The following is a 22,257-nucleotide window of genomic DNA, read 5'->3' as shown; positions in this document are numbered from 1 at the left end:
ATAAAAAAAGAAACCGAAGTCATTTTCTTCGGTTTCTCTTGTACTTTTTTCGGATTTTCACCACATTGCTCTATATTCTGTAGGTGTGACACCTTCCACACGTTTAAACATTCTGCTAAAATATGCTGCGCCGTTTATTCCCACCATTGTTGCAATTTCTTCTGTTGTCTTATCTGTAAACCGCAACAATTTTTTTGCTTCCGTAATTCTCACAGAAACGAGATAATCCTTTAGGTTTACACCATATTGTTCCTTAAACATCTCTGACAGGTATGTTTTGTTAATAAAGAATTGTGCCGACAATCCGTCCAACGTAATGTCCGTTGCATAGTTACTGTCAATGTACTCCCGCACATCCATTACCTGGACACGCTTTCCCTTCACTGTATCATCTTCCGGATTCCAGCTGTCTTCCATCAGTAATACCAGCAGCTGTGACAGCAATGCATTGATTTCCATATCACGAACATAAGAATCCGAAGAGGCAATGGTTTTCAGCTTCCGCAATATCTCCATATATGTTTCCCTATTTTGTGACCGGAATATAGTTCTGCCGCCACGTGCTTTATACTTTTCATAGATGCGTACCATCTCCGGTCCATTAAAATGGCACCAGGACAACGTCCACAAATCCTTGTCTGTTGTATGTGCATATGGCAATGCGCAATCCAGAAAGACAGAGTCTCCTGCTCGTAGTTCGTACTCCATGCCACCGTAGATTAGTCTCCCTCTACCGGATACTACCGTAAAATACAAGTAAGACTCCAGATTTGATCGGGAAGACGTATGAGGCCTTAGTGCAGAAAGAGTTCCTGTTTCCTGTAAAAATAACAACGTGGAACGTGCAAAATTAGATGCAGTGTATATGACACGATCGGATGAAACCGAAGGTGAATCTGTATCTGTAAAATAATTCATAGTATCATTATCTACCAATGTTAATATTGCTGTATAACAGTATAACGTAGCCACCAGTCTAATATATCCATCCGGACTAGTCAGTCATTGTTTCTTCTTAATAAATTTTTATGTAAATATGTATAAATTTCAAATGTAATCGCACAAAAAATAATGCAAACAATATAAATCAATAAAAAAGCTCTCCACGAAAGCAATCCCATTTTTCCAATCACAAAATTTGAAACATTTTCTATAATAATAGGATGCACTAAATATAAACAAAATGTAAATTTGCTCAAATATGTCAAAATCTTTTTTGCTATTGCATTTATATTTATTATCGGAAAAGCCAATGCAAATATTAAACATGCAGTAAAAATCAATTCATATCCAAAAAATTGCATGGAGGTCAGCACGGCTACTACCAAACATGCCATTCCCAATGCGAACCTGTTCTTCTCATCTTTAACAAAATAAACCATACATCCTAACAAGAAAATGTATAGCTGGTTTATTGGCTCCCCGCCTGCCAACATATCGGCTCCACTCACATTTCCTATCTTCGAAAACATATTAAAAGTTATATTAATCATATATGAGTTTACTAACATAAGAAAAATTGTAACGCCAAAAATTTTCCAAAATTTATTAAATATTTTATAAATCAGAGGCGCACATATATAAAAAAAAGCAAATGCACTCATTGACCATAGTGCAAATCTATTATTCCACCATGCAAAATTATCTGATGGTAATACATATTGCAAAAAAAAACATACCTAATATATCTGATTCCACAAGGGCCTTTAAAGAAATTAAAAATTTCGGGTATACTCAATCCTTGACTATGATACATATATATACTGTAAATATAGTCAAGAAATAATGCCCAATAATACATTGGCAAAATACGCTTTGCACGTCCTATATAGTAATCTTTTACGGTGCCATCCATGCTAAAAATTCTATGGCACGATACCATAGCTAAATAACCGCTTAAAATAAAAAATGCTGACTTGAAATTTTAAATTCCAGTGCACAGGTAAATTCCACCGTGTCTTTAAAAATTGCTTGAAATCGAATAATTTTAGAGAAAAAATATTGGATTTCTGTTATAATCATAGTAATTCATGGCGAAATTCTCTGTTTTTCTGTATGGCAAACAAGCCACTGGAAGGTAGTGTGTCAGACTAAATTCCACCGGCCACATTCGAAAAATGTGAAAAGTTTACTTCCAGTCTGACAGCAGGTTTTTCAATGAATTATTGGTTGAAGCGTATCAGCTTGGGCGTCAGATTGACCTCATCAGGGGCAATCCGCCTGAGCTGAAATGCTTTCAGGGTTTCTTCTCCCAGAGTTTCCAGTGCCACATCGTAAGGTGTTCTGCCCTGAAGGCTTTCTCTCGGTGTGGAATTGATATGGCTCACGATCAGGTTGACATCCCACTGGGTAAGGAACTCAAAATTTGTCTTTTTCGGCAGAATCATCCGGAGCATGGTATGCGCCTGCTCCAGACCGCCTTTCTGCCCGCTGCGCATAGGGTCGCAGTAATAGATACTGGTACGCTGGATCCCTGTAAACCCGGTTTCCAGAGATTCGGGATTACCAAACTCCGAGCCCCTGTCGGTAAGAATGTATTCAAACAATGTCTGAAAATCATAAGTACCAAAGCGCTTTTCCAACCGGTCAAAGACAAGCCTTACAGCACCCTCTGTGTTACGGTTCATCAGGAAAGCAAGAAACAGCTTTTCCCTTGTAAAAAAGAAAGTAAGCAGTGTTTTTGACGATCCGGAGGCGGAATGCACGGTATCCATTTCCACAAAGGAAGACAGTCCCAACTGCTGGAAATCGGTGTAAGTCCTGCCCTGGAAAACACGGCGGTCAGAGATCTGTGTTTTGTGTATCTTGCGTGGTTTGAACTTCACTTTACGCTTCAGGTCAATGTTTCTTGCGGTCAGGATTCCCATGTCGAGATAGGTGTAAACGCTGCGGACAGACAGCTCCAGTTCCGGATGGTTTGTAATGATCTGGTAAGGAGACTGTCCCTGCTCGATCAGAGGACTGATGATCCTGTCTTTCCGGTGAAGTTCATGCTTGGTCATACTGATACCGGAACGGGACTCTTTAAGGCATTCCCGATATTTGCGGTCAGCAAATCTGGCATTGTAAGTGTACTTATGTGCGATGGTACAGTGGGAAATCTGCTTGTCACAGCCATTGCAGACATAAGGAGCTTTATCGAGCCTGCTGCAGCGTTCCTTTTCAAAATCGGGACAGGTCTGGTTGCAGGTAGGACAGGAAGTACACTTGATACCACAAAGAAGGATCTTCCCACAGGCGTTTGTCTTTTTGCAATGGTAACGGTGCACACAAAAGTTTTTGGCATTGTAAAAAGTGCCTTTGTGATACCAGTCGGACAGGCGGTGTGCCTTCACCTCTTTGGAGATGGTAGTGGGATCCTTACAGAGGAAGCGTGCGATATCCTTAAAAGAAGTACCTTTGGAAAGCTCATTCTGGATGTAAATACGATCATCCAGAGTTAAGTGTTTCTGATTACCGGGTATATATTTACTCATAGTCTTATTCCTCCAACTGCTGTCAGAAGGAAAGATAAGTCTATCACTTTTATATGAAAGAGTAAATATCAACTGTGCGGGAGTAAATTCCACCGCCTAAGCGGGCGGTGGAATTTAAATAAAAAAGTTAGGTAAAATAAAAAATAATGGAACCCCTTTAGCTCCAACATCCGTCCATTTATTCAGCCCCGTCCATTGACCTACATGCACCATTAAGACCATTAGTGCAGCAATAATTCTTAATATATCTAAAGACATATTTTTACTTGCTATACATGCTTTTTCATTTGTCATTTATCAAATCTCTCGCTTTATTTCTATCCACTGGTGAATATTATGGTGCAACGAATCAATACTTAAAATATCAACCTTATAGAAACCGTATGGTATATACTTCATAATAACTTATTACTCTGTCATTTTTCTTCATTGTAGCTAGGGAACCATTATACTAATTTTTGATATATCTTTCCTCTATTTGCAATGTACCATTACTTTTACCAAATTATCTGGTTTGTCTCTCATAAGATAAAGCGCATCTTCAACTCTCTCTAATCCATACATATGATGCGTAATTAATGGAGATGGATCAACTCTTCCATTCTCTATCATAGACATAATTCGTTCTATTCGAGTTCTTCCACCCTTTGCTAATTCCATATGCAAAGTTTTCCCACACATTCCTCTTCCTCCGGAAAATATAGGTAATGGCAAATATCCCTTACCACCAAAATAATTAATATTTGAAATAGTCCCAATGCCATATCTGGTCATGTCATATGCCTGTTCCAACACTTCAACTGTGCCTCCTGCAATTATAGTGGAATCTACACCTACTCCATGCGTAATTTCCTTTATCTGTTCAACGATATCTCCTTCCTTATAGCTTAATACTTGATTTGCTCCATATTGCTTTGCAAGTTCTACGCAAACCGGCCGTGTTCCTATTGCAATAATCTTTCCTGCTCCACGTAACCTAGCCCCAGCTACAGCCATAAGACCAATCGGTCCGATTCCTATAACACATACTGTATCACCAAATTTTATATCCGCATACTCTGCTCCTGTAAATCCTGTTGTAACAACATCCACACTCATTAATGCCTGTTCATCTGTTATTCCCTCAGGAATATGTGCCAATGTAGTGTCTGCATCTTTAATTAAATACCGTTCTGAAAAAACTCCTGGTTGAGTTCGCCCTAATTGATGTCCAGAAAACGGTGCTGATGCATGTCTATCATTTCCCTCCTGAATGCTTTTCTCTCTCCAATCTGGTGTTATTGCCGGTACCGCAACTTTATCTCCTATTTTGAAGTCTTTAACGTATTCTCCGACTGCAACAATGCGTCCAATTGATTCATGTCCCAAAACCAAATTAGGTTGTTTGGGTGAGCCCCCTCCAAACACTGTATGTACGTCCGATGAACAAGGAGTCACCGCAATAGGTTCTAGTATTGCTCCATACGGTGTTAACTCTGGCTCCGGAGCATTATACCATTGAACTTTTCCTGGTTCTGCCAAAACAAACGCCTTCATAATCCTGCCTCCCTAGATATCCTACTCATTGTTTCTATAATCCCATCTCCAAATTCTGTAAAGTGCATCTCGCCTATTATTTTCAACACTTTATCTATATTGGGTACCAAATTGGGAGATCCTTCTGGGTTTGTTGCCACTTCACCAAATACATATTTTCCTTTTTTGCCAGAACATTCATATATTTCTTCCACAAACTCACGAAGTACACGTGTATCCTTACTTGCTATATTATAGGTTCCCGTAATACAGTTCTTTTCTAGTAACTTTAGGACTATCTCCACAAAATCATTAATATATAAATAATTCCATTGCTGCGTGCACGGTCCCAGATGAATTATCCCGCCCTGATTCATTTTATGAACACAGCTATCAATCAGTGTTCCCTCTCTATCTCCATATCCATATACACTAAAAATCCGAAGGTGAATAAATTGCAATTGTCTTTTTGCAGCTTCCACTATTGCCCATCTTGAAAAATCCAATTTTGCTTTTCCATATGGAGACAATGGCATACATTGATCATCCTCATGTATTTCATCAAATTTAGGGCCATACTCTGCTTGTGATCCTGGAAAAATAAACATCTTACATTTTAAGTATTGAGCAATATCCATAGCTTTCTTGGCATATTCAACATTTCTTTGCTGTATCTCCGTATTAGCTCTTCCTTCATTGCCTGAGCCATCCCATGCAAAGTGTATAAAAATATCTGCCTTGTCAACCGTATCTTTTATAATATCCAAGTTTTGTAATGTTCCATATATTTTGATAAAGCTTTTCTCATTCGGAAGCTTATTTATATTGGCTGAGTCTTCTCGTACTAGCGCATATACTCTATATCCGCTCTCTAACAACTTTTTCACTAAATTTCTTCCCAGAAAACTAGTCGCCCCTGTAAATATTACTACTGGCATTTTTTAATATCCTCATACATTTGTAAATCTTTTGCCATCATTACTGCTATTTCTATATTTTTTCCAAATTTTTCATATATAATAGATGCTATCTCTTCTGTATATCCAGGGGCCATTATAATAATGGCATCTACCGGATTATTCACTGCGTATGCAGGCGATACAATTGGTATATGTGATGCTGGTGCGTATTTCCCCTGCTTAAAAGGAGCCGAATCAATTATATAACTAATTTTCTCTTCTAAATGGGCCGTGGAAGCGAGCGTAAATCCCTGATGGCTCGCCCCCCATATGGCAACTGTTTTTCCTTGCATTTTTAAATTATCAATATATCCATTTATCTCTTTACAAATTTTTCTATAACTTTCTGCTATTTGAGAAACATTTATTTTCTTCGTTTTACGAACAATAACAGATAAGGTATCCCTATTTACAATTTCCTTTTCCAACACTTCAAATCCATTTTTATTTAAAACAAATTCTAATGTTTCAAAAGTATAATAGACTAAATGATCTCGAATAAATTCATAATAACCGTTATTTTCCAAAATGTATTCTAAGCTGGGAACAGTTATTAATCCCATTCCATCCTCTGACAGGTTATTATAAATCCCCTGTAGCATTCCGTTCGGATCCGGTTGATGTTCAAAAAAATTAAAAGACAAAAAGACATCAAAAGGTCCCTCTTCTATTATATTATCCGCTGTCCCTAAAAACTCTTCCCGTACATTTATTCCCTCTTTCTGAGCACTCTCTACCAAATCATGCTTATGTTCTATTCCAAATGCTTGAACAGGGAACTCTTTGAGTACACCAAGAAATTCTCCTCTACCGCATCCAACTTCTATAAATTTCTTTCCTGTTAGGTTATACTTCTCTATAAGATGAGCATATTGTCTTTTTCGAAGATTAATCATCGTTGTAGAAAAGCCTCCTGAGCGGATCACATCTTTGTAATATTTAACAGGACTACAGTCAAATTGAACCAATCCACATCTAGGACATTGAAACAATTCAAGCGTGATTCCTCGATCCTGCTCTACCTGCGTACCATCAGGAATATCTTGTGCAGATGCCGGCATATCATCAAATTTCAACAACGGATTAATATCTAATTGTCTCCCACAAACTAAGCATTTTTTCATAATAGTAATCCTTTCCGTCTTTATGTTTCCAAATTATTTAATTTTCCGACATTAATGGAATAAACATATTTTTCTCTAATTCTTCTCTGGGTAAGAACGGTGCTAGATCCTCCAACGGAGGGCTTACCAAAGTACCATCAGAAAGTCGTTTTGTGCTACTTTTGGGTTCCCAAACCTGTGTCGTATCTGTAAATATTTCACAAAATACCGGTCCATTTTCTGCCAATACCTTGTCAACAACTTCTTTCATTTCCTTATTGCTGGAAGCACAATAATATGAATATCCAAAAGCTTCCGCAATTTTCTTAAATTCCGGGAAAGAAAGATCTCCTGACTCAGGTCCGATTCCAATCTTGCTGTGCTCCTTGAACAAATTATTTTGGGTAATTCGAATGGAATGATAGCCATTGTTATTAATCAGGAACAGCTTAATTGGTAATCGATTCGTCAATACCGTCTGCAATTCCTGAAGGTTCATCATAATACTCCCATCACCTTCCAAGCAAATAGTTGTACGTCTTCCTCCTCCGATACAAGTGCCAATTGCTGCTGGCAAGCCATATCCCATACTAGCAACTGCACTATTATTAGCCATACGACTGCCCTTTTGAATTACATAAGCCTGATTTCCCACAACACAGCAAGCCCCATTGGAAACTGCAGTCAAACTATTTTCCGGTAATCTGCTGCTTAAATATCTCACAAATGCATATACATTTGCAGTCTCTCCATTCTCTTCCCATTGTCTGGATAGAACTGCCGGATATTCCTTTTTCCATCTCTGGCAGGTAGCGAGCCATTCCTTGCTTCTATTCACAGGATACTCTTGGCCAATGCTTTCATTCATCCTATTTAAAAAGTCTTTTGCATCTGCCCATATTGGCATTTCAACATGAAGTGTTGGCTTTTTCATTTCTGCCTGGTCAATATCTACCATGATTACTTCTGCTGCTCTCGCCCAAGTTTTCCAATTATACCCTACTTGTCGAATAGATATTCTTGTTCCAATTGCAAGGATTAAATCTGCATTCTGAATTGCCCAGTTGCCTGGTCGATCCCCCATATTGCCCGCACGACCACAATATAATTCATTATCATCTTCTATGAGGTCTACTGCATTCCAGTATGTCACAACAGGAATATTTAATTTTTCAGCGACTTTTCGAAACACTTCATAGCCTCCGGATAGTCTAATGCCATACCCCGCATGAAATACCGGGCGTTTTGCCATCCGAATTTTCTCCAATACCGTCTGGATTGTCTGTTCACTCACTTTAGGCGGAAGTAATGCATCATCCTCTGAAGGATCATAGCCTTCCAACTCCTCTGTTTCAATATACCCTCCTTGGAAGTTTACTGGAATATCAATCCATACCGGTCCCGGCCTTCCGGTAGTTGCCAGATGCCATGCTTTCTCCAATGCGTAACGAATTTGCTTGGGATCCTCTATCATTACGGCATACTTTGTCATAGGTGTTACAGATTTAACGATATCATACTCTTGGTCACCCATAGCTCGTAGCGGCATACCATCTGTAAATTTCATTGCATATCTTGCAGTTGTGTCATATCTTACTTGTCCACTGATAATAAACATTGGAATAGAGTCTAGCCATCCACCCACTACTCCAGTCAATGCATTCGTACCTCCCGGCCCCGTAGTCACACAAACAGCTGCAATTCTATTATCTAAACGCGCATAGGCCTCTGCTGCAATAGCACAGGCCTGTTCATGATGATTATATGTTACTTTTAAGCCTTCTTTATGTCCCAATGCATCGTTAAGATGCATTGCGCCTCCTCCGACTACACTAAAACAATCTGTTACACCGTGATTTATAAGAAAATCCGCCACATAATCTGCTAATCTCTGCTTCATTCGTTCCCCCTATGAAAGAATTCACTGTTTTCTTTATTTTGTTACTGCTTCTTTGATAATCTGTGCCATATAATCAATCTTTTCGTCTGTCATTCCAGGATAAACACCTACCCAGAAAGAATTATTCATAATATAATCCGTCTGCTTCAAATCTCCAATAATGCGATAAGCATCCGTTCCACGAATCTGATCAAAGCAAGGGTGCTTGATAATATTACCACTAAATAAAAGACGGGTCTGAATATTATGATCCTCTACATATTTTGTAACCTGATTTCTGGTAAGTCCGGATTCCGGGCGCACACTGACAATAAATCCAAACCAGGAAGGCTCACTATTTTCAGCAGGCTCCGGCAGAATCAGTTTGTCTGCTATCGATTCCAGTTCTTTGTGCAATCTGTCCCAGTTATGACGTCTGGCTTCAATAAAAGCCGGGAACTTCTTTAACTGTTCGACACCGACAGCCGCCTGCATATCCGTTACTTTCAAGTTATAACCAAAATGACTATATACATACTTATGGTCATAGCCTTGAGGAAGTTCTCCAAACTGACCATCAAAACGATGACCACATAAGTTGTCACGTCCGGAAGGGCAAACACAGTCCCGTCCCCAATCACGGAAACTCTTGATAAGACGATTTAACGACGGGTTGTTGGTATATACACAGCCGCCTTCCCCCATTGTCATATGATGAGGCGGATAAAAGCTAGATGTTCCTATATCTCCCCATGTGCCGGAGAATCTCGTCTCGCCATCAATCGTATATTTTGTTCCTAAAGCATCACAATTGTCCTCTACCAACCAGAGATTATGCTTATCACAAAATTCTTTTACATGCTTTAAGTCAAACGGATTTCCCAAAGTATGTGCAATCATTACTGCTTTTGTTTTAGGGCTCAATGCCGCCTCTAACTGTGTGACATCAATGTTGTACTGTGGGACCGTTACATCTACAAATACCGGTATAGCACCATACTGAAGTGCCGGTGTAATCGTAGTCGGGAATCCAGCTGCAACCGTAATAATTTCATCACCCTTCTTAATCTGACGATCTCCCAATTCGGGTGCAGTCAGTGTCATGAAGGCAATCAGATTTGCAGAAGATCCGCTGTTAACAAGATTAGCAAATTTTACGCCAATCCATTCTGCAAATTTCTTTTCAAATTCATCAGAGAAGCGTCCTGTAGTCAGCCAGAAATCCAGCGCTGCATCTACAAGTGAACACATTTCCTTCTCATCATACACCCTGCTTGCATAGGAAAGTCTGTCTCCCGGATGAAAGGGCTTGTCCTGCTCCGGTTTTTTAAAATCATTATAATATTCCGCAACCAAAGATTTAATCTGTTCTCTGGCTTCTGCTTCATTCTTCCATTTTGTCATTGTTTTTCCTCTCTTATTTTGAATTTAAAAATTCTTCTATCTCTCTATTCATGCAAGCTTTGACATCTTCACCCTGCATCCAGCATTTACTCCATTCTACTACTTTTTCAATAGCAGTATCCAGATTCCAATGTGGTTTCCATCCAAAAGTTGCCTTCAGTTTAGAGCAATCCAGTTTTAAGAAATTGGCCTCGTGCGGTCCTCCATCATACCGGTTAATCCATTTAAGCCCTTCTCCCCACTTACTTACAAATAGATCCACCAACGCTCCCGTCTGAAAACAATCCACATCATCCGGTCCAACATTATAATACCCAGCATACTTACCATCTTCATATTGTTTCGCTGCAATCATAAGGTATGCATATAAAGGTTCCAATACATGTTGGTATGGTCTGGTAGAAAAAGGATTTCTTACAATGATGTCTTCCTGCTTCTGTGCTGCACGAATACAATCCGGTATAATTCTATCGTTGGCAAAATCTCCGCCACCAATTACATTACCCGCTCTTGCCGTAGAAATAGCAACATTTCCATCTGAAAAGAAACTATTTTTATAGGAATGTGTCACCAGTTCTGAACAGGATTTAGAATTCGAATATGGATCATATCCATCCAGTTCCTCATTTTCCCGGTAGCCCCATGTCCATTCCTTATTCAGATACACTTTATCTGTCGTAACATTTAGGAAAGATCGAACCGTATTGCTGTTCCTTACACACTCCAAAATATTAACAGTTCCCATGACATTAGTCTCATAAGTATACCTTGGATCCTTATAACTGTCTCTGACAATTGGTTGTGCTGCCAAATGAAGCACAATTTCAGGGTTCGCCTGCGTAAATGCCTCCTTTAATCGTTCATAATCACGTATATCTCCAATTATCGAATGAATATCTTTTTCAATCTCCGCAATCTTAAACAAAGACGGTTCTGTAGGTGGCATCAGTGAATAACCGGTTACTTCTGCTCCGGCATTCACCAGCATGTGGCAAAGCCATGATCCCTTAAAGCCTGTGTGCCCAGTCACAAATACTCTTTTTCCTTTATAGAATGATAAATCAAATGTATCAGGCATATTTAGTCCTCCCACTTTTTCCAAGGAGCATTCCCTTTTGCAAGCATTTTCTCCAGAATATCCATTTCTCGCTTATTATCCATGCACTGCCAAAAACCCTTGTGCGTATAGGACATCAACTGCCCCTGCTCTGCGAGTCTTTGTAAAGGAGACTGTTCCAATACACAACTATCTCCATCCAGATAATCAAAGATTTCCGGATTTAGTACCATGTAACCCGCATTGATCATAGCTCCATCGGTAGCCTTCTTCTCACGAAAGGAACGAACTGCATTGTCTCCTCCAATGTCTAGAACACCTTTCTGCTGCTCCTGGATGACCGCAGTAAGGGTAGCAATCTTACCATGTGTCTGATGAAATTTCAACAGATCCCGAATGTTAACATCACAAACCCCATCACCATATGTCATCATAAATGGCTCATTCCCAATATACGGTTGAATCCTCTTAATACGACCGCCTGTCATAGTATTCAGCCCTGTATCCACTACCGTTACTCTCCATGGTTCGCAATGCTGGCTGTGGATTATAACCTTTTTGGTTCCATCCTTGAAATCAAATGTAACATCGCTATTATGTAAAAAATAATCATCAAACCATTCTTTGATAACATATTGCTTGTATCCGGCACATATCACAAAATCATTAAATCCATAATACGAATATTCTTTCATTATATGCCAGAGGATAGGTTTTCCTCCTATTTCTATCATTGGTTTGGGTTTAAATTGTGACTCTTCTGAAATACGAGTTCCCAGTCCTCCTGCTAATAATACTACTTTCATTTTTCTCTCTGCCTTCCTATATTTATACTTTAAATCGTTCATTGCTTATACTTTTTGACTATATTGTACCAATATGAGAAAATTCTTGGCATTTTTTCTTGTAGCTTAATCAATCTAATCATCATAATACAATATGCTTTAGACCCATTTATTTCTTTTTTCATTGTTAGCATATATTCACTAGCCATTTGTGGCGTAATTTTTTTAGAAGCAATTCTTGCCAATAGCCTTCTTGAATACCAATGATAATATTTTTTTGTTTCCCTACTCATATTTTTTAGAAGTTCAGAATAATAGTTGTCCTTATTCAAAAAAGAAATAAGTGAAATTAGCATTTTTTCTAAGTTACTCGAGCTATCTTGGTTTGCATATATTCTATAATTTATTAGCGGATATTGGATTTCAGCAATTTTCCCTCCCATTTTTTCTATATCCATGTATAGGACTACATCTGCGCATGGTCCCGCTTCCACTCTTAAATATAAATTGTTATCTTTTATAAAATCAGTTCTATACATAGTTGCCGGAAATACAATATTTTTTTGTTTTCCAATATAATACGCAAAGAACTCCGTGTTTCTCCAAGTTTTTATCTCACCTGTCTTATGATTATTTTCTTTTGTCACCTCATCTTTCTCGTTTATTATGTTTGCCAAACATGAAACAGCCATACAATTCCTGTCATATTCCATATACTCAATTTCTTTTTCTATAAGATTTTCGTGTAAAATATCGTCATCATGAAAAACACAAAAATATTTTGCTTCACAGTTTTTGAAACCATAATTAATATTGGCACCTCCGCCAATATTTTGTGTATGTCTTATATATTTTATTCTAGAATCATTCAATGATAATACATACTTCTCTGTATCATCTGAAGAGCAATTATCAAGCACTATCAAAGTAAAATCACTATATGATTGCCTTATAATGCTGTCAATTGCACGTTTCAAATATTGAACCCTATTATAGGTCGTTATATATATACACAAATCATTCATCTTTCATCAATCCCATATCAATATATTATTTCTACCTATATATTCCATTTTCATAGCATAAAAAATGTTCAAAACCTGCACTCATTATAAATGCCGCCTCACTTCCTGAGTTTTCAGAACAAATGAAGCAATTGCATTTAGATAATAAATAAATTTCTGTAATATAATCTTTTTCATTAGCGAAGGCCTTTTCATACGGCAGTTTACTTATTCTTTCTTCTCCATCTAGCATGTCTTTATAATCCACTCTATCTCTATCTAAGCAACATGCCTTTTCACCAAAACTATCAAAAAAAGCCTTTACTGTTTCATTCGTTTGGCATGTAAAAAAAACTGTATTTACATCCCACTCCTCCATATATTTTTTCACATCATTTATTAACTGCGTGACAGGTGTCTGGATAGAGTGTCCCCAGATACCTTGCGGCTTTATTTCTGCAAGTTTTTGATATCCTTCTCTAATTGATACCCCCAACACCTTTTTTTGAGCTAGTAATTCTTTGTATTTTTCTTCCACATATTTTTTCATGTTTTCATTTAAACGAATGTACTCTCTAGCTATTCCCCTCCAATAGGAAATTACTTTTTCATCGTTGCACCTCATAATACTTACGGGATACATTCCTCCACCATTGTTGCAAACCGATACGTTCATTGATGTATAATCAATATCATCTAGGCCATACCCTTTCGGTTGTTCAAAAAAGAGTTCCCAAGTATTTATATTTTCTGGTGCTGGCATAAAATCATTTTTTATTGTCATCCTGTCTATAATTGGAAGTTTTCCTGTTTCTATCGCATATTCAATGGATTTAAGAAAAACAATATAATCCGAAAAGGTACCTACTTTTTTATTTAATCTTCGTAATATAAGAATATCCTCTTTAGCCTTTCCCTGTATATCATTCAATTTTTCAATTGTGCTTTCCCTTTGTATTCTATCTAATTCATCTCTGTATGATTTTTTTACAATATATTTAATATAATTTTTTATTTTATAGAAATTACTTTTTCTCACCTTGTTTCAAAACCTTTCTAATTGTGGTGTCCTTCAATATAATTAATACCACAAAATATATTATTATGCCAACAATCACTTGTCCTATTATGGTCATCCAGTGATCATGCAGATTTATTTTAAAAATACTAATATACATTACCACTGATGCCACAAAATAGCGCCACGATATGTTTACTATTTCTTTTAAATTAATTAGGTCTTTCGAATAATTTGCAACCATGAGTAATATTGCCAAGCTGGCTATCACCGATGCTAGTGCCACCCCTACTGATTTCATATTTCTAACCAATATTAGGTTTAGTGCCACATTTAATATTGCACTAGTACTTATAGCAATATTATATTCTTTTTGTTTTGCCCTTGCAATCAAACATTGTTGTGCAATAAAATTGCTTAATACAACAAAAAGAACATTTAAGCATAAAATCTTTAGCAATTCCGCGCTTTTATCATAACCTCTTCCAAAAAAAGCTGGTACAAAATCATTTGCTATAGCGCTTACTCCAAATGTCATTGGAAAAGCAATGAGTGCCGCTCCACTTATTGATACCATCAAAAAATCTTTTGTTTTTCTGTTATCACTATTCGAATATAAATATGCTACTCTTGGAAGTATTGCATTGCTTACAGCATTTAACATACTCATACTTAACTGGCATATCTTATTAGCCTGTTCATATACTCCTATTTCATATGCATTTTTCCCAACTGCTCCTAAAATCGTTTTATCTGTTGATGCAAATATTGTATTAATCAATCCAGGCACAAAATACACCATAGATGGTTTTAAATGTCTTTTAAGATTAAGCTCACTAAATTTAATCCATTGTATCCTTTTTAATACCGCAGGGTATACTACTACATAACCAATTAAAGTAGATAATTGCATGATTATCGCATATAAAACTAAATCCTTCTCGCTTTTAATAAGAGCAAGAATCATAATAATATTTATCAAGCGAACTAGTATTGTCCTTATTGCATTAACCTTAAACTCCTCTATACCATTGAGGAACCATGACACATCCACCCCACCACTAATAACATTGAGTAGCATAGCATAATACAAATTTTTTAACGTGCCTGCTTCATATGTGCTAATCCATATCATATATGCCCCGGAACAAATTATCATTAAGATGAACTTTAGCCAAAATATTTCCCAAAAAAACTTGCTTAACTCTCTTTTGTCATCCCGAATCATAGCTATCTTAATAGTTCCATATAATGATAACCCCAAGCATTCTATCAGTACAAAATACGAACTATTTGCCAATGTATAACTATAGTTCCCTATCAATTCAGCCGAAAGAACTCTTGCTATATAAGGTGAAATAATCAAAGGAGCTATTACACTTGCCGTCTGCATCAAGACACTGTAAATAATATTATATGATATTTTCTTTTCTTTCATTTTTCCTCATTTTATTAAATCAGTTATTCTTTTAATGTAAGCATTAATTGAAAATTCTTTCTGAAATGTTTCAGATGTAATAAATTCGTCTGCCGCCTTCAAATATTCTTCATATCTTTCTTCCGTTATTTCATCTACATATTGACATAGTTCTTTGATAGTCTGAAATTTTCTTCTATCTATAAAGGCTTCTTTGGGAACATAATCAGTAATATTTTCCGCTCCCCAATAAATCGGGACTACTCCTGCAAAGAAGCAATCAAATATTTTCTCTGTAATATATCCTTTTTTACCACACATATTTTCATAGCATATAGAGTATTTATATTGAGATAATATTCCTAATTTATCATCTATCGGTCCTCTATATGATTTAAAATTTTCCTTTTCCCACCCATAACCATACAAATCTAAATTATACTTATTTTGCTCTAGATACTTAATCATTTCATAGCGTTTTGAATATAATTCATTTTTTCCAACACCTTTTTTATTACCAGCAATAATAGTATATAATTTTTTTTCTTTAAAAGGTACATTATAAGATATCTTTGCTGGTATCTGTGGGTATTGAAATTTGTAATATTTTTTATTATCTACCAAATCATCATCCCAGGTAAGAATGTCATCAAAATATTGGTGATAGCGAATATCATAAGACTGAGGGCATACTGTCTCAGGCTCTTGCATTATTAATATTTTTTTTAATGGTTTTGAACTTTTTATTGCTTTTTCAAGATAGTCTTTTTTCCATTTTCTCTTCAAATAATATTTGATATAATCAATAGGTGACGACAATAACCGTATAGAATTCTTGTTTAAGTCTTGGAAAATAATCACATCAATCTCTTCAAAGTCGTACATATCTGCAGTATGCAAAAAATGACCTTCTTCTTCTAATTTTTTCTTCAATAATATCCCAGGGAGCAATAAATTTTGTCCAATCTTACAAGCAGCAGGATCAAATAATCTATCTTTACTATATACATCTCCATATATATTTACTATTGCAATATTCATCATTTTGCCTTTCCAATGCTATATGCATATTATTATAAAGTATAAAGCGCTCTCTTATCCCTTGCTTCGCCAATATTTAAAGTATATATATAATTAAAAGCAAGCATCATTCCACTCTGTCCATAAAATAATACATGCCCTGCTCCAAAGCTCAAAGCTATTGACCATATTATAATTAACGCTCCCCATAAACTTTTTTTAGATACATCACAAAATTTTCTCACATAAAACATACAAACTATGCAGAAACCCACTAACCCTGTTCTAAAAAGCAGGTCGAGAAAATCCATTTCCATATTGGGAAATCCATTCGCTTCTCCTGCGAATCCCCATCCCAATAGCAAATAAAATCCATTAACAAAAATAGATATAGCATCCTCCAATCTTCTTAATCTCATGCTGAACAAGAAATCCACAGTAGAATGGCTCAACCCTTTTTGATACTGCCATCTTTCAAATATACTAGCTGTCACATTTTGTATCTTAGTATATCCCAATGCGCACATAAATATCACAAGGATAATTAACATGCACACTCTTATCTTTTTAGTGTATTTTTTTTCAAATATACTATCTATAAAAAATATCCCTGCAAATAAAATAATTGTAGCATATCCTGTTTTTGTTCCCATCAAAGCAATGCATATACAATTAATAGCCAAAAGAACTAATGTCCCAATATTGATTTCTTTATGAAGCTTCCAAAATAGATACATAACCAATCCAGACATTATAAATGAAATTTCATTTACAGCATAAAAAAAGCCTTTCCATCCTACATTTCCGTCATAAGCATTTATTCCATATCCAAATAATCCAGGAGTTATAATAAGTATGGGGTATATCACAGACCATGCATCCATTATTCTAAATATATAAGCATCTTTTATTTTTTTTTCTATTATTAATAGTTCCATTAAAACTATCATAATTATCGGTGTAAATAATTTTATAATGTCTTTCACACCATTAAATATATCTACACCACTTACCACTGTTTGCAAGATTGTAAAAAGAAGTAGCATAGTACTCACTATTGCAAATTTTTTTTGAGAATTTTGCGCCAAAATAACCAACATTAATATTAACAAAAAAAATCTATATACCTGCCCAACAGGTACCATGTCATGTAATGCTCCACTTATAGTATCTACTATTGGCATTATCAGTAATAAGGCCAATAAAATTGTATATACATTAAACCTCAATCTCTTTACTACAATTTTTTTCACTTTTTTTCACCAAACATTTTTTATATAGATTAGTAATATTTTGTGTCATAGAAGTTGTGGAAAAATTATCTTCACATTTTTTTCTCCCTGAAAATGCTTTTTCTTCCAATTCCGTTCTATTTGTGTAACACCTATATAATTGTTCTGCCAACTTACCAGGGTTATTACAATCTGTCAAATATCCACCGTCATCCTTTACTATTTCAATCATTCCGCCTACAGGATTAACAATAACACAACATCCTGCATTCATTGCTTCAAGAACAGCAATTCCGAAAGATTCATATTGGGACGGCTGAACATACACCGCATAACAATTTAAGACTTCTCTAACCTTATTGCTATACCCTTTTAGTGTTATATTTTTCAAGTTTCTTTCATCTATATAACTTTTTAACTTTTCTCTTTCCGGTCCTTCTCCATATATATCACAATGTACTTTTACTTCCGGATGCTCTTGCTTCAATATATTTAAAGCCTCCAAGAGTTTCATATGATTTTTAACAGGTCTAAGATAACCTATTGAACATATTTTCAATGTATCAGAATAATAATCCGGAAGCACATCATATTTTTTTAATTCAATTCCTGTATATACAACTTCCAATTTGTTATTATCTACCCCACGCTCCACAAGGATGTGCCTAATAGACTCAGATACGGCAATACAACAACTGCAATGCCTATTTATTAACCATTTTTCCAATTTACAATAGCTGTTGGCTATAAATTTTCCCTTAGACATCTGATCTACAAGTACGTCACCATGGATAACGCCTATTTTTTTACAACTGTTATTTTCTTTAACCAGCAAACTTACAAATAGACCATTATTACTATTGCAATGTACTATAGATATATTACACTCATTGACATATTTTTTCAGAGCAATCATATCCGAAATGATATGTCTACCCATATAAACACGTAATTTCTTATCAGTGTTTATTTTCGTGTCTAACCAACTATTTGCTCTTAATACATAGTGTACTTCATAACCTTTATTTTCTAATAATTTTCCCAGTGTAAGTGTATAACTTTCAACACCTCCAGAGAGCTTTCCCACACTTACAATAAGTATTTTTAACATTTTTTACTATCCTTTTTATACTTTATTGCCAATGATAAAATCTTTCTGTCATCAATCAAATACCTTTTTGCCAGCCTTTTGGGATCTTGTGTAATCCTATAAAGCCATTCAAATCCATGATTTGCCATCCATTTAGGTGCCCTCTTAATATTTCCAGCTTCAAAATCAAGGCTTGCTCCTAGCCCTAAGCTAATGGGCACCCCCAGTCGCTCTCGGTTATGCAAGATAAAAAGCTCTTGTTTCGGACATCCCAAAGCTACAATTAATATATGTGGACTTGCCTGCTTAATCGTTTTTTCAATTTTTTCCATCTCTGCCAAATCGCTTTCAAAGCCTTTGGCTGGAGAATAAGTTCCTACTATTTTCAAACCTTTATATTTTCCAATAAGGTTTTCTGCTGCCTTCGCAGCCACACCTTCTCCTGCTCCCAAAAAGAACATTCGATATCCTCTTTCTGCAGCTCTCTCACACAAAAGAGGGAACAAATCGGATCCTGAAATCTTTTCCTTTATAGGAGTCCCATACCATTTAGCAATCCACAGAAGAGGCTTCCCGTCACAGAGAATCAAATCGGCATTCTTGTACGCCTCTTTCAGTTCTCCCCCTCGCTCAAGTTGAATAATATGATCCACATTTGGCGTAACAACATATGAATTTTTATTTTCAGCTATTAACTTGTCTATAGCATCTAAGGTCTCTCCCATAGTCAAATTGTCTATCTCTGTATTCATAAACTGCATTCTTGCCATATTTTTACCTTGATCCTCTTCCAAGCAATACTACTCCTACTGTTTGTAGTAATATCTTTACATCCTGTTTTAGTGACCACTCATCTATGTATTTTAGATCAAGCTTCACTACATCATCAAAATCCTTGATATCGCTTCTTCCGCTAACCTGCCACATTCCTGTTAGTCCCGGAGTAATACTCAGTCTTCTGCGATAATAAATGTTATATTGCTCAAATTCATCCACTGTCGGCGGTCTGGTTCCTACGAGGCTCATATCGCCCTTCAGGACATTAAAAAACTGAGGTAATTCATCAATACTGGTTTTCCGGATAAATTGCCCCACCTTCGTAATTCTCGGATCATTATCCATTTTGAACATCAATCCTTTTACCTCGTTTTGAGACATTAGTTCTTTCTTGCGTTCTTCCGCATCAATATACATAGATCGGAACTTGTACATCTTGAATCTTCTTCCGTTTTTTCCAATTCTGACTTGAGAGAAGAATACAGGCCCCTTGGATTCCAACTTGATTGCCAATGCAACAAAAGGAGTCAGTAACAAAGTAATTAATGCCCCCACACTTCCTCCTACAATATCCATTAACCGTTTGATCAGCATACGGCGATAATCCATTTCCGTCATGACATAGGTCATTACAGGCATACCGGCAAATTTTCCAACACTGCTGCAAGGTATTTCAAACCCAAACTGTTCCACACAATTATGACATACTACACCCATAGCCAGAAAAGATTGTACCAGAAGTTCTAATTCCTGATTGTTCATATGAGGACAATATAATAGTACAACATCCACAGCGCTTTGTCTGGCTACATCAATAACATTTTCTTCTGTTGCCACCACAGGAACTCCATGAATCTTCTCCCCTATATGATTTACATCCATCATCGCCATAGCACCGACTTCATAACTCCATGCAGCATCTTTCTCAATCTGCTGCATGACATGCTCTGCCTCTGCCTCTGAAGTCACCACCATGACCTTATCACTGCTACGGCTCTTGCTATAATAACGGCGCATATAACTCTTAAACGCAATACGAACCACATAAGTTATAATAGTGTTGAGTACGACAAAATAGCCTAACAACAGTCTGGAGAATTCCAGTTCCAACCGAAAAGCGTAAATGTAAGCACTTGTTGCCAGAAAAAGAATAATATTATAACGCACTACTCTTAACAGTTCATAATAATATCCTCTTTGGAAAAAATGTTTATATTCATTTGTGAAAAAATTATTCAGCATACAGATCAGTAAAAATGGAACATAAATCTGGGCTATCTCCCTGTTTCCCAACGGTGATTCCGTCCCATGGAAACGAATCAGATAGGCCAAAGCATACGACACTGTAATGCAGATAATATCTAATAGAAACAAACCATAACTTTCTATAATCTGATATTTTTTATTATAATTATTCATGTACTACCGTTCTCTCCTTAAACAAAATCTGAGCCAGATATAGCATCGGCAGATTCCATAACACACTGAGAGGTAACAGCTCCACATATCCATACACAGCCATAACACCCAAAGCAATTGTTATATAATATTGTCCTTTCACATTACAATACCACATTCCGGCAGTATACGCAACCAAACACAGAATCAATATTATCCACCCATAATTGAATAAGGTATGGAAATATATACTATCGTATGACTCTTGAGGCATATGCCCCAATACTAAAGTCCATACTTCATCGTACACAAAATTTACAAGGGTAATTCTTCCCGTCAGCAATCTGTTGATCCATATTGAAAACTCTTCATTTTTTTGAGCTATGACAGGAATTATCATAGTTACAACAGCAAGTACCGCGGGAATTGGGATAAAAAACATTGCGTATAATTTTTGCCATTGAAAACGTTTTGCTATCCGATATACCAGAATTGCAACGCATAATACTCCCCATAGCAGAAATCCCGTTCTACATATTAGAATTTTATAAGCACCATACAAAACAATTGTTGCCACCACGTATACATACCATTTAATTTTCTCCCTATATACAACAATTGCCAACAGAAGTATTACAAAAATATTAGCATATGCCATATTGGGAGTATGATACCCATAGCTTTTAATTTCAAGATAATCATCTCCCTTAATCAGCCATATTCCTACATTTTCTATCACTCCCGCCATGACCAGCGTCAGCGTCCCCACCGTCAGCACTGCCTTTTCCCACAGTGCATATTTCATGACCTTATCGAGATTCACATTCTTAGCGCCGAAGATTCCCATAGCCGTGAGGATCAGGGTCTTCTCCCCATTTCTGAGGAAATTTGCGCCTAACAATAGTGTGAATATCCCCATGATCACGATTTCCCGCCAGGTAAAATCCGTCACTGCCATTTTCAGGAGCAGGAACAGTGTTGCCACAGCGAACACGTAGAGGTAGATTCTGTCTTCGGAGTTCAGTCCCATAGAGGTCATGCCCGTCATAGGGAGCAGGAACAACATATAGAAGATTTCCTGATAGTTTGCTAATTTTTTACGTAATTCCAGCATGTTTATTTT

At 36.5% G+C, this 22,257-nt stretch carries 20 protein-coding genes; all 20 read right to left on the bottom strand.

Features of this window, described 5'->3' with window-relative positions; translation table 11 throughout:
• Positions 1-57 precede the first annotated feature (57 nt).
• A complete protein-coding gene (locus ACLTOH_RS02970) occupies positions 58-918 on the bottom strand; it encodes a helix-turn-helix domain-containing protein (protein ID WP_412223393.1) in 861 nt (286 codons plus the stop codon).
• An 80-nt stretch (positions 919-998) separates the two neighbouring features.
• On the bottom strand, positions 999-1,667 hold the full coding sequence (locus ACLTOH_RS02965; protein WP_412223320.1) for an acyltransferase family protein: 669 nt from the start codon (positions 1,665-1,667) through the stop codon (positions 999-1,001).
• A 495-nt stretch (positions 1,668-2,162) separates the two neighbouring features.
• Positions 2,163-3,476, bottom strand: a complete 1,314-nt coding sequence (locus ACLTOH_RS02960) for an IS30 family transposase (RefSeq protein ID WP_262595219.1) — start codon at positions 3,474-3,476, stop codon at positions 2,163-2,165.
• Positions 3,477-3,590: 114 nt separating this feature from the next.
• Positions 3,591-3,770 carry a hypothetical protein gene (locus ACLTOH_RS02955; protein WP_412223317.1) on the bottom strand — a complete coding sequence of 60 codons (180 nt, stop codon included), beginning with the start codon at positions 3,768-3,770 and terminating at the stop codon, positions 3,591-3,593.
• Positions 3,771-3,950: 180 nt separating this feature from the next.
• Positions 3,951-5,012, bottom strand: a complete 1,062-nt coding sequence (locus ACLTOH_RS02950; protein ID WP_412223315.1) for a zinc-binding dehydrogenase — start codon at positions 5,010-5,012, stop codon at positions 3,951-3,953.
• Positions 5,009-5,929: an NAD-dependent epimerase/dehydratase family protein gene (locus ACLTOH_RS02945; protein ID WP_412223314.1), complete on the bottom strand. Its 921-nt coding sequence runs from the start codon at positions 5,927-5,929 to the stop codon at positions 5,009-5,011. Before ACLTOH_RS02945 ends, ACLTOH_RS02950 begins: the two co-directional genes overlap by 4 nt.
• Positions 5,920-7,074: a methyltransferase domain-containing protein gene (locus ACLTOH_RS02940; protein WP_412223313.1), complete on the bottom strand. Its 1,155-nt coding sequence runs from the start codon at positions 7,072-7,074 to the stop codon at positions 5,920-5,922. Before ACLTOH_RS02940 ends, ACLTOH_RS02945 begins: the two co-directional genes overlap by 10 nt.
• 37 nt (positions 7,075-7,111) lie before the next feature.
• Positions 7,112-8,953, bottom strand: coding sequence for a thiamine pyrophosphate-binding protein (locus tag ACLTOH_RS02935; RefSeq protein WP_412223312.1), 1,842 nt, complete (start codon positions 8,951-8,953; stop codon positions 7,112-7,114).
• 33 nt (positions 8,954-8,986) lie between these two features.
• Positions 8,987-10,336 carry a lipopolysaccharide biosynthesis protein RfbH gene (rfbH, locus tag ACLTOH_RS02930; RefSeq protein WP_412223311.1) on the bottom strand — a complete coding sequence of 450 codons (1,350 nt, stop codon included), beginning with the start codon at positions 10,334-10,336 and terminating at the stop codon, positions 8,987-8,989.
• A gap of 13 nt (positions 10,337-10,349) precedes the next feature.
• On the bottom strand, positions 10,350-11,414 hold the full coding sequence (gene rfbG, locus ACLTOH_RS02925) for a CDP-glucose 4,6-dehydratase (protein WP_412223310.1): 1,065 nt from the start codon (positions 11,412-11,414) through the stop codon (positions 10,350-10,352).
• Between the two features lie 2 nt (positions 11,415-11,416).
• Complete coding sequence (gene rfbF, locus ACLTOH_RS02920) at positions 11,417-12,199, bottom strand: glucose-1-phosphate cytidylyltransferase (RefSeq protein WP_412223308.1); 783 nt, start codon at positions 12,197-12,199, stop codon at positions 11,417-11,419.
• Between the two features lie 38 nt (positions 12,200-12,237).
• A complete protein-coding gene (locus ACLTOH_RS02915; protein WP_412223307.1) occupies positions 12,238-13,203 on the bottom strand; it encodes a glycosyltransferase family 2 protein in 966 nt (321 codons plus the stop codon).
• 31 nt (positions 13,204-13,234) lie between these two features.
• Positions 13,235-14,221 (bottom strand): hypothetical protein, encoded by a 987-nt coding sequence (locus ACLTOH_RS02910; RefSeq protein WP_412223306.1) that lies wholly within the window; start codon positions 14,219-14,221, stop codon positions 13,235-13,237.
• Complete coding sequence (locus ACLTOH_RS02905; protein WP_412223305.1) at positions 14,208-15,638, bottom strand: flippase; 1,431 nt, start codon at positions 15,636-15,638, stop codon at positions 14,208-14,210. Before ACLTOH_RS02905 ends, ACLTOH_RS02910 begins: the two co-directional genes overlap by 14 nt.
• Positions 15,639-15,644: 6 nt before the next feature.
• A complete protein-coding gene (locus ACLTOH_RS02900) occupies positions 15,645-16,661 on the bottom strand; it encodes a glycosyltransferase family 10 domain-containing protein (protein ID WP_412223304.1) in 1,017 nt (338 codons plus the stop codon).
• Between the two features lie 29 nt (positions 16,662-16,690).
• Complete coding sequence (locus tag ACLTOH_RS02895; RefSeq protein ID WP_412223303.1) at positions 16,691-17,890, bottom strand: O-antigen ligase family protein; 1,200 nt, start codon at positions 17,888-17,890, stop codon at positions 16,691-16,693.
• The gene (locus ACLTOH_RS02890) at positions 17,856-18,980 is read right to left on the bottom strand and encodes a glycosyltransferase family 4 protein (protein WP_412223302.1); all 1,125 of its coding nucleotides are present in this window, start codon (positions 18,978-18,980) and stop codon (positions 17,856-17,858) included. The genes ACLTOH_RS02895 and ACLTOH_RS02890 overlap by 35 nt, the downstream gene beginning before the upstream one ends.
• Positions 18,974-19,753, bottom strand: coding sequence for a WecB/TagA/CpsF family glycosyltransferase (locus ACLTOH_RS02885; RefSeq protein WP_412223301.1), 780 nt, complete (start codon positions 19,751-19,753; stop codon positions 18,974-18,976). The genes ACLTOH_RS02890 and ACLTOH_RS02885 overlap by 7 nt, the downstream gene beginning before the upstream one ends.
• Positions 19,734-21,155, bottom strand: coding sequence for a sugar transferase (locus tag ACLTOH_RS02880; protein WP_412223300.1), 1,422 nt, complete (start codon positions 21,153-21,155; stop codon positions 19,734-19,736). Before ACLTOH_RS02880 ends, ACLTOH_RS02885 begins: the two co-directional genes overlap by 20 nt.
• Complete coding sequence (locus ACLTOH_RS02875; protein ID WP_412223299.1) at positions 21,148-22,248, bottom strand: hypothetical protein; 1,101 nt, start codon at positions 22,246-22,248, stop codon at positions 21,148-21,150. The genes ACLTOH_RS02880 and ACLTOH_RS02875 overlap by 8 nt, the downstream gene beginning before the upstream one ends.
• Positions 22,249-22,257 lie beyond the last annotated feature (9 nt).

Source organism: Waltera sp. (assembly GCF_046969025.1).
GTDB classification, from domain to species: Bacteria; Bacillota; Clostridia; order Lachnospirales; family Lachnospiraceae; genus Acetatifactor; species Acetatifactor acetigignens.
Note: the sequence above shows the minus strand (reverse complement) of the source record. Positions and strands in the feature narration are given on the sequence as shown.